Consider the following 8,162-nt stretch of genomic DNA (forward strand, 5'->3'; position numbering starts at 1 on the left):
GAGTGGGCTCTACTACGCTGCTTTCATCAGCTTTTACAGTCCTACTCAACTGTGCGGAGGTGGGACGACGAAATCGAATTCTAACGAATTACCGATTTCTGCCCCACTCTCTTTTTTTTATTCTTGTGGCTCCTTGGGCAGCTCCATACGGAAGCGCAAGCCCATAGCTGTTTTATCAAATTGGTAGGCCAGTTCTTCATGGTCTAGCAAGTGTTGGACCACGAAGAGTCCCAGACCTCCTTCCTTCTTCTGACGGCTAGCGGTCATTGGCAGCTCGGCGGTCTCTACCATTTCCTGGCTGGCATTTTCAATCGCCAAGTGCGTCCCTTCCTCTTCGAGACGGAGCTGGATCTCTCCACCCGCATCCGAATGCTTAACGGCATTACTGATGACATTTGAGAGAACCAATTTCAGAATCGCTGGGTCCATATAGACGGCTTTGTCAGGGATCTGATTGTCAATCGTGAGCGCGCGGGATTGAGCCAAGACCTTGTACTGGTCGAGGATCTGCTCTACGACCTGATCCAGCTGGATCCACTCCTTGTTACCGGCCAATTCTTGGACAGAGGACAGGGACAGGATTTCTAGGACGATCTGGTTCATCTCATCGACGATATCGAGGGAGACCGACAGGTAGCGGTCCCGATCCTTGTAGCGGCCAATCTTATCCCGCATATTTTCTAGGATAATCTTCAAGCTGGCTAGCGGCGTCTTGAGCTCATGCGAGGCCCCCCGTAGGAATTCGACCTTCATCTGCTCCAACTTCAGATTTTCCTGTTTCTGCTGCTCTAGATTGTCGATCACTTCTAGGAGATGGTGATAGAGGTCGTTGATCTGTTGCTTGAGGACGCCGATCTCATCCTGCGAATGAATGGGAAGACTGGCCGTCCGATCCAGTCGCTTCATCCGCTTGGTCATCTGCTTGATCTCAAGGATCGGAGCAGAAATCAGGCGGGCATAGAGATAGGAGGCAATCAGTGACAGAACAAAGGAAGCGAGGAGACTATAGGGAAGAAAGCCCAGACTGATGTCCCGCGCTTCCTTTTGGGAATCGACAGTTGCTAAGAATTGCAAGGTCAAGTCCTTCCCCTCTTTAGTCTGGATCTTTCGCTCCTCAATGACCAGGGAATTGTTCTGGCTATCCGGGTTCAGGAGCAAGTCATCCTTGACCTCTAGGGCATTTTGTTTTTCCTTGCCCTTGATCGAGACCTTGATATCATTGGTCTTGGAATAAAGGTCAATGACCGACTCAATGGTCCCTTCTTCCTGGCCTTGAAAACTTTTGGCCAAGGCCTGTGATTTCTTCAAAATCGTCTGGCGCTGAGACTCGATATAGGTCGATGGGAAAATAAAGTAAACCGAAGCGTGTAGAAGGATGACTAAGCCACTAAAAAGGGCAAAGGTGATCAGAAAGATCTTTGCAAAGATACTCCGTTTGGTCATGGTCTCTCCAATTTATAGCCGACATTGCGCACCGTAACGATACAGTCCAGCTCTAGTTTTTTTCGTAGTTCCTTGATATAGACATCGATCACCCGGTCAAAAGGAATCTCCTCTGTCTCCTTCCAGACGGCATCGAGGATCTGAGAGCGGGTCCGGGCCTTACCCTCATGCTGGAGCAAGTATTCCAAGATTTCCAACTCCTTGGCATTCATGGAGATGGCTTGCCCAGCTAGACTGGCTGTGTAGCTCTCAAAATCCACCCGTGCCTCTCCATAGGTGAAGATCCGTGAAGGCTGGAGCTTTTTAAAAATAGCTTCGATACGGACCTTCAAGAGGGACAAGGAAAAGGGTTTTTCCAGGTAGCCATCTGCCAACTCTCCAAAGGCTGTCAACTTATAGTCCTCATCATGGAAGGCCGTCAGCATGAGGACAGGAACCGAGCTGGTCTTCCGGATGGTCTTGAGCACTTCCAAGCCATTGAGGATAGGGAGCTGGATATCCAGCAAGACCAGATCTGGCGCCTCTCTGTGAAAGAGGTCCAAGGCCTCCTGCCCATCACCTGCTTCAAAGACCTCATAGCCACATTCCATGAGATAGTCGCTCATCCCTTCGCGAATCAGGACTTCATCTTCTACGATTAGTATCTTCATACACTTTCCTTTTATCTAAGAAACTTCTTCTACCTCCTATTATACCCTATTTCTATTTTAGGAAACAATCTCTTATTCGACATCCACCAAGAGATCTTTTGGTTTCTTATGCAAGAGCCATTGAGAAGAAAGGATGGATACGAGAATCAAGAGGAGGCCGCCAACCAAAACAATCACCAACAATTGGCTCGGTTGGATGTCCATATGGAGGTCTGTCAGGGTCTTACTGAAGCTTTCTGCCTCAGCTCCACCACCAAGGTTGGCTGCAGAGGATTCTTGAGCCATTTGTTTGGCAATGCCACTGGTTACGTTCTTGAGTACCGTATCTCCGACTGTTTTGGCAAGAAGTCCTGCAACTCCATAGGAGAGGAGGAAGGCGGGGATGGAAATCATGACCAATTCTGCCACGAATTGCCCTGCAATCTGCACCTTGGAGTGTCCCAGAGCTAGCAAGATACCCACTTCTCTGCGACGGGCATTGAGCCACAAGACGAGGAGAAGGGTGAGAAGCAAGCTAGCAAAGATGAGGCTACCGATAAACAAGTAGTCCGCCACTTGGAACATGCTGCTGATGGATTTTTGCAAGGCCGGGTAGTTGGAAGAGCTCTTAACCAAGTCATAGAGGTTCCAGTCAATGTCGAGTGCTTTGATTTTTTCGATCAATTGATCCAGGTCCTGATCCCCCTTGGCAAAGAAGGTCGCATCCTCATAGGTAGCTGTTTGAACAGTATTGCCGTAGAGCTTGGCAGCTGTATCCAGGTCAGAAATGAGGGTATCTTCATACAACTCTTGGGCGTAGGTTAGAGGAGCTTGGTTCTTCCCTGAGAACAGACCCTTAATGGTCACTTCGACAGTTTCATTAGCCCCTTTTTCATTGTCAGCATCGTAGAGATTAGACTTGAGACGCACCTTATCACCTACCTTGAGGCCATTCTTTTTCGCCAAATCTTCGTGCATGAGGATTTGGTTTTTGTCCTTGTCTGTCAAGTGCTCCCCTTGGACCAGCTTGTAGGCTCCAGAGACAAACTTATCTTCTTTAGAAGAGTCATTGACCCCCGTCACCATCAGGGTGTTTTTAAAGTATTTGGCCCGCTCTGGAGATTGATTTTGCAGGGTTTCTTCAGTCTCAATGATCTCGTGGTCTAGGATATCTGCGATGGCATTGATCCGCCTGATGGAGGAAGTGATCCCCTCTACCTGGCTGATTTTTTCGATATCTTCTCCTCTGAGATTCCCAGCTCCCCGTGGGGTTCCTGGATTGGTCCTGCGGTTGATCTGCATGGAGAAGCTATTAGTGATGGATCCCAGGCTTTCCGACGAAGCTTTTTGGGTCGCTCCCTTCATGGAGAGTCCGATCAAGCTCAAGGTCACCATGAGGAGAATGATGGCAAAGAGCAAGAGGGACTTGGGCCATTTACGTGTGATATAAGCAAAAGCATTGCGCAACATAACATTCCCTCCTTACTTACTCTTCTCAACGAGGCTACGGCGACTCAATTCCAAGACCACATCGGAGGCCTCTGCCACTTCCTTACTGTGGGTGACGACGATGACACATTTTTGGCGTTCCTTGGCCAACTTCTTCAAAATGGCAATGATATCACCAGCTGTCTGTTCATCTAAGTTTCCTGTCGGCTCATCTGCTAAGATGACAGGTGCTTCTGAAACAAGCGCACGCGCAATGGCCACCCGTTGTTGCTGCCCGCCGGATAGTTGTAGGACATTGCGTTTGATTTGCGTTTCGTCCAATCCCAACTCCAAGAGAATGTCTTTCCCAGCTTGTTTGTTGACCAGGCGAACATTTTCAAGTGGCGTCAAATAGTCAATCAGATTGTAATTCTGAAAGACCAGGGAGACATGGTGCTTGCGGTGGTAGCTAGACCCTTTGGTCTGGATGTCCTCCCCATCAAAGAGAACCTGTCCCTTCTTGGGATTGTCCAGACCAGCCAAGAGGGATAGGAGGGTTGATTTCCCTGCTCCAGACTGACCGATAATGCTGTAAAAAGTCCCATTTTTGAACTGATAGTTCACGTCTGAGAAGATCTCTTCTTGGTAGCTTTGGTAACTATAGGATACATGTTTGAGTTCTAGCATATATGTCATTTCTCCTTAACTCATTTTTGTTAATATTTCTTTTGGACTCTTGCGCCAGATCATGCTGGTCGTTACACCGAGCGACAGAAGGATCAAGCACAAGAGGCTAGCATAGGCGATTCCTAAGGAAAGGCCTTGAGGGATTTGGTTGAGTAATTCTAGGGTCTGCTGTTGACCGGTCTGTCCGACAAACTGCTCTAAGAAACGATGGCTGACCATCCGCCCGATGAGAAAGGCTGGGATCACCGCTAGTAAGGATACCAGCACCACTTCCAAGAGGAACTGTCTAAAGATCCGGCCCTTGCTCTTCCCAATGGATAAGAGGACCCCGATTTCGTGGATCCGCTCCCGTGTCCAAAGACTGATTAAGAGCGATAGGGCACCGGCTCCCGTCACTAGGAGGACGATCATCATGATCCGCACCAGGCCTTCTAGGGTCTGAGAGGATTCCTTCATCTGGTCAAAGGCCTTGCGATCTTCGACCACGCGTAGAGATTGCCAATCCAGATCCAAGCTTTTGACTTGCTTCAAGAGGGCATCGATTTTCTCAGGATCTTTGACGCCAAAGGTGACCTGGGTCACTTCTTGCTGACTGAGACCAAGTAGCTTAGTCGCATCCTCATAAGGGAGGTAGACTTGGTTTTCACTCAGATCAGAGGTCATCCCTGTGAATTTTTTCTGTTTCTTACCCGAAAAGATCCCTATGATTTTAAAGGTTTGCTCTTTGGCGGGAGTCTCCCCCATCTGAAAGCTGGATAAGGTCAAGGAATCTCCGACCTTTAGCTTGTTCTTCTTAGCCAACTCTTGGTGGATCAAGATCTGGCCGCGAGCCTTGTCGGATAAGTGCTTGCCTTGCACCAGTTGGAAACTGCTACTCCGGAAATCCAGGTGCTGGTCTGTCTTCTGGGTAAAGACAGCGCCTAGCGCTTGCTTGGCTTCCTGCCCCAAATCGTCTCGCTCCACCGACTGCTGTCCCGTCACCGCTTCTTTACCAAGAATGCGAACGGGACTTTCATATTGAGGAACCATAGCTCCCACCCCAGCTAGTTGCTGCACCTTTTCAGCTTCCTTCAGAGCAAAGGGAGTAGCCCCTTGCTTACTGGTCAGGGCAAAACTGGTCCCAGCCGACTGTTTGATATGGTCCTCCAACCTTTCACCCACTTGCATCAGTGAAAAACAGAAATACAAGCAAGAGAGGATCAAGAGGAGAATCAGAAAGAGAACCAGATTCCTCGTTCTTTTCCGAGAAATATAGGCGATTGCCTGTTGTAAGAGCATGATCTTACCCTCCATTTCAAGGTCCACGGCGATACAATGTGGACGCTTTCATCATTTGTTATAGTTATTATAGAAAAGAAATGTGAAATGTTTATGAAATAGAAAAAATTTCCTAGAAAAATCTAGGAAAACTGAACAGTCGTTTAGAGTTACTTTATCTATAGCCATAGAAAAAACCTTTGAAAAAGGATTCCTTTTCAAAGGTTTTATTTTCTTTTCTTGTTGATTTCTTTTTCAATGGCACTAGCAATCTTCTCCACCATATAGGCTGTCTGGAGATTGCGCAAGATCAAGAGGGCCCAAAAACATGCAAAGAGCATTTGACCCGCCATGGTCGCTTCATTGAAAAAGTATGTCTCCATAGCAGTAAAGACTGCTATCACTGCAAATTGTTTTCTATTCATAAAATTATTTTACCATGATTCAGTAAAAAATTCATGTATTAATCGTCTTGCAGGGTGATTTTATCGGATAAAAAGTGAAATTCCTCAGGGATGACACTTTCCTCTTTTTCTACCACTTCCGCTTTTTGTCCACGCGCCTTAGCCGAAAACTCTGCCCGGATTTGGGTCCATTCTTCCATCGAAACCGCTAAAATCTCTGGCGAGAAGCCAGCAGCATTGCTGAGGATATTTCCAAACATGGTATTGAGGTTGTCCCGCTTCATGGTCTGTTCAGCATTAAAGGCCGATTCAAAGGCTAAAATAGCGTGATTTTCATTGGCAGCGACCGGCTGAGATCCGATTAAGAGGGCCTTATCCGCACCTGCCAAGCTCTCGATAATTTCCCCCCAAGCGTTCTGAAGACGGATCAAGTTGGTCCGTGCCAACTCTGGGTTTTCAACCGCCTCTTGCAAGATCGCGTTGACCTTGTTTCGATCTGCTCGGTAGCCCTTGCTAGACTTGGTTGGACGAGTTACTGTCGGTTTTGAAGCAGGAAGACCGCTACCTGATTGCGCTAACTGTTGCTTGAGCTGAGCGACTTCCTTCTTCAAGTCTTCCAACTGAGCTAGCACATTAGAAGGAACCTCCACTGCTACTGAGTTAGTAGCTTGGCCCGTGCTTTCAGCCAATTTAATGGTCATCATTTCAGTATAGATACGCGGTTGCAGACTATTTTTGATATCCGCTAGACTAGTCGTCGCCTGGTCAATCAGGGCAAAAAGACGGGCTTGATCGGCTTCAAGATTCGCCGCAAACAAGTCACTAGCGTGAGTATTTTCTCCGCCTGTCTGGACAATCAAGAGATCTCTCAGATATTGAAGTAAGTCCGTGACAAAGCGGGCCATATTCTTCCCATTATCAAAGATAATCGCCAGCTGATCCAGCGCCGCTGTCGCATCATGAGCCAGGATGGCAGCTACGTACTGATCGAGCGCAGCTAGGCTGATTGAGCCCGTAATCTCTTCAGCGATTGCTGTCGTCAACTCACTACCCGCAGTCAGACTCAGGGCTTGATCCAAAATGGACAAGGCATCCCGCATCCCACCTTCAGCGCACCGAGCGATAATCTGCACAGCATCTGCTTCATAGGCAATGCCTTCTGTAGCTAAGATGCTTTCCAAATGATGAACGATATCCGGCAGTTTGATGGATTTGAATTCAAAGCGTTGCACCCGTGACAGAATGGTCGCAGGAATCTTGTGTAACTCCGTTGTTGCAAGGATAAAGACCACATTCTCTGTCGGCTCTTCCAGCGTCTTCAACAAGGCATTAAAGGCCCCTGTTGAAAGCATATGGACCTCATCGATAATGTAGACCTTGTGCTTGGCTAGACTCGGAGCATAGGTCGATTTGTCGCGAATATCGCGAATTTCATCGACCCCATTGTTGGACGCCGCGTCGATCTCAATGACATCTTCTAGGCTCCCATTGGTAATGGATTCACAGATATAGCAGTCGTTACAAGGCTCCCCATTGACTTGATTAGGACAGTTCATAGCCTTAGCAAAGATCTTGGCCACACTGGTTTTCCCAGTACCACGAGGACCAGAAAAGAGATAGGCATGGCTGATCTTCTCCTGCTCGACAGCCTGTCTCAATGTCCGTGCCACTACTTGCTGGCCGACCAATTGGCCAAAGGTCTGGCTCCGGTATTTCCGATATAAAGCTTGATACATTAGTTCTTAACCCCAAACATCTTAAAGTCCCAGTTTGTCTTATCGATCAAGAGAGCGACAAACTTTTCTAAATACTCCTGATCCAGCTGATCGTAGTCAGAGACACACTCCGAATCCAGGTCTAAAACTCCAAGGAGCTGACCGTCCTTGACCATAGGCACCACAATCTCACTCATAGCCCGACTATCACAGGAAATATAGTTGGGATGCTGGCGCACATCATCGACAATGATGGTTTCCTGCTTTTGAGCTGCTTCTCCACAGACACCCTTTCCAAGAGCGATATGGACACAAGAAACACCTCCCTGAAAAGGTCCCAAGATCAATTCCGATTGGTCATACAAATAAAAACCTGCAAAGACCGAACGAGGCAGGGCTTGATTTAAAAGCGCACTGGCATTGGAAAGATTAGCCAAGGCATTGGTTTCTCCCATTAAGAGAGCATCTAATTGAGCCAGCAAGAGCTGGTATTGTGATTCTTTTTCCGAATGTTTCATACCTTTCATTATACCAAATCTTTGCTCAAAAATTAAGCTTCAAACAACGAAAGAAAAGAGAGTGGGACAGAAATCGGTCAT

8 protein-coding genes are annotated in these 8,162 nt (G+C 47.6%); all 8 read right to left on the bottom strand.

Annotation, left to right across the window (positions count from 1 at the left end; all coding sequences use genetic code 11):
- Nucleotides 1-117: 117 nt before the first annotated feature.
- A complete protein-coding gene (locus tag HMPREF2685_RS07505; protein WP_070466193.1) occupies nucleotides 118-1,443 on the bottom strand; it encodes a sensor histidine kinase in 1,326 nt (441 codons plus the stop codon).
- Nucleotides 1,440-2,093, bottom strand: a complete 654-nt coding sequence (locus HMPREF2685_RS07510) for a response regulator transcription factor (protein WP_070466194.1) — start codon at nucleotides 2,091-2,093, stop codon at nucleotides 1,440-1,442. Before HMPREF2685_RS07510 ends, HMPREF2685_RS07505 begins: the two co-directional genes overlap by 4 nt.
- A gap of 72 nt (nucleotides 2,094-2,165) precedes the next feature.
- Nucleotides 2,166-3,542: an ABC transporter permease gene (locus tag HMPREF2685_RS07515; protein ID WP_070466196.1), complete on the bottom strand. Its 1,377-nt coding sequence runs from the start codon at nucleotides 3,540-3,542 to the stop codon at nucleotides 2,166-2,168.
- Nucleotides 3,543-3,554: 12 nt separating this feature from the next.
- Nucleotides 3,555-4,196, bottom strand: coding sequence for an ABC transporter ATP-binding protein (locus HMPREF2685_RS07520; RefSeq protein ID WP_049472614.1), 642 nt, complete (start codon nucleotides 4,194-4,196; stop codon nucleotides 3,555-3,557).
- A 6-nt stretch (nucleotides 4,197-4,202) separates the two neighbouring features.
- Nucleotides 4,203-5,465, bottom strand: coding sequence for an ABC transporter permease (locus tag HMPREF2685_RS07525; protein ID WP_070466198.1), 1,263 nt, complete (start codon nucleotides 5,463-5,465; stop codon nucleotides 4,203-4,205).
- A 206-nt stretch (nucleotides 5,466-5,671) separates the two neighbouring features.
- Complete coding sequence (locus HMPREF2685_RS07530) at nucleotides 5,672-5,869, bottom strand: DUF3272 family protein (RefSeq protein ID WP_049518722.1); 198 nt, start codon at nucleotides 5,867-5,869, stop codon at nucleotides 5,672-5,674.
- Between the two features lie 38 nt (nucleotides 5,870-5,907).
- Nucleotides 5,908-7,584 (bottom strand): DNA polymerase III subunit gamma/tau, encoded by a 1,677-nt coding sequence (gene dnaX, locus HMPREF2685_RS07535; protein WP_070466200.1) that lies wholly within the window; start codon nucleotides 7,582-7,584, stop codon nucleotides 5,908-5,910.
- Entirely contained in the window at nucleotides 7,584-8,081 is a 498-nt protein-coding gene (locus HMPREF2685_RS07540; protein WP_070466698.1) for a GAF domain-containing protein, read from the bottom strand. Before HMPREF2685_RS07540 ends, dnaX begins: the two co-directional genes overlap by 1 nt.
- Between the last annotated feature and the right edge of the window lie 81 nt (nucleotides 8,082-8,162).

Origin of the sequence: Streptococcus sp. HMSC074F05 (assembly GCF_001808725.1) — a bacterium.
GTDB classification, from domain to species: Bacteria; Bacillota; Bacilli; order Lactobacillales; family Streptococcaceae; genus Streptococcus; species Streptococcus parasanguinis_I.